Genomic DNA, 1412 nt, shown 5'->3' with positions numbered 1-1412 from the left:
TAATGCCGTTCACTTAAGAGTGAACGGCATTTTTGTTCTTAGCATACCGTTGTGGTCTGGGTTTAACTCTTCTAGGGAATGTCCTTTCCCTTCGCCCTTCAAGTATTAAGCTTTCAGCCATGTTGTGGAACCCCTTTAGCTGACGAGGTATTGCGCCTGGTGTTGAATAAGGTAAGCCTACAAGTAACGCTGATACATGAGCTAACGTGCCGTTAAAACTCAGTTGATAAGGAAGGTAATTTCCCTTTAAATTGAAGCAGAGCTCGACCATCTGATATCGGATTAAATTGTAAGTAAGCAAGATGCCCCATAACTCCTGCTTGACCAGCTCTGGTAAACGACTTCGCAGCGTAAGACGGTTTCCAAGCATGTATTGTTTTTGCTCTCGGTAGCCCAGCTCTATTTCCCAACGATGCTCATAAAGGCCTGCAATATCTTTTGATGGGTAACGCAGGGAGTCCGTCATGGAGGTTAATACTTGGTAGTCTTTTCCTTTAATTTTACGAGTGACAAGTCGAGCGGTTATCGACTTTGGTAAATCAGGCCATAGCTTTCTAGCTCTTGGATTACTGTGTAATTGAACAAGTTTGTCATTTCGCCCTAAAGATTGAACAATGTCATATTGTGTATTTTTCTTGAGGGGGATAAGCCAATGGCGCTCTGAGCCAGAGTCTTGCCATTTATGTAATAAACCTAAAGAATAGAACCCCTTATCGAACATTGTTACGCTATGGTTTGGTGTTGTTTCTATCAGTTTTTCAGCTAATATCATTTCGTTTGTATTGTAATTATCAAATGCACTGGCCGTAATAATGTGACTGCTTAGTTCCATTTGGCAGACCATTCTCACTTGCGGATATTGCGTCCCTTTTTGTCGAGAAAATGCCTTTTCATTTTGCGGGTTATCGGGCGTTCGCCAAACAACGCCATCGACGCCAAGCAGCGTTAATCCATTCCATTGGGGTAACTTTGCACTGTTTAACCATGACGTAGTCATTCGCTCAAAGACCGCTTTAATTGAGTCTTCACCCAACGTCTTTCGACGTTGAGTTAACGCACTCGGTGCGACAAAAGCTTTACCTGTACGGTCGACAATATCAAGTTGGTTCACTAAATCTTTCATGGATTTACTGTTATAGATAGCCATTCCAACAAGCAGCCACACCATGGATTCTAAAGTTAATTTCCTCTTTCTCATCGTGACAGTATCAGTAAGAGAATAGGCTTCGTCGATGAGTTCAATTGGAAGCAAGTCAGACAAAGTCTCAACGCTGCTAGGTTTCCAATCATTAATTATGTTTAGAGCTTGAGAAACATCCATAAAAAAATCCAAGTGCATTAAATACACTTGGATTTTGACAGCTCTGAAGGATCCTTCAACCGATCGCTTTGGCTTTAACTGATCGGCATTA

At 41.8% G+C, this 1412-nt stretch carries 1 protein-coding gene; it reads right to left on the bottom strand.

Translation table 11 applies throughout. From position 1 onward, the window contains the following. Nucleotides 1-13: 13 nt before the first annotated feature. Nucleotides 14-1321 carry an IS4 family transposase gene (locus AB4274_RS20395; protein ID WP_372074907.1) on the bottom strand — a complete coding sequence of 436 codons (1308 nt, stop codon included), beginning with the start codon at nt 1319-1321 and terminating at the stop codon, nt 14-16. Nucleotides 1322-1412: the final 91 nt, after the last annotated feature.

It is taken from the genome of Vibrio sp. 10N.261.55.A10 (assembly GCF_041470825.1).
GTDB classification, from domain to species: Bacteria; Pseudomonadota; Gammaproteobacteria; order Enterobacterales; family Vibrionaceae; genus Vibrio; species Vibrio crassostreae_C.
Note: the sequence above shows the minus strand (reverse complement) of the source record. Positions and strands in the feature narration are given on the sequence as shown.

Excerpts from the sequence above, each read along its gene's own strand:
- AB4274_RS20395 (WP_372074907.1), bottom strand. The coding sequence starts at position 1,321 with ATGGATGTTTCTCAAGCTCTAAACATAATTAATGATTGGAAACCTAGC.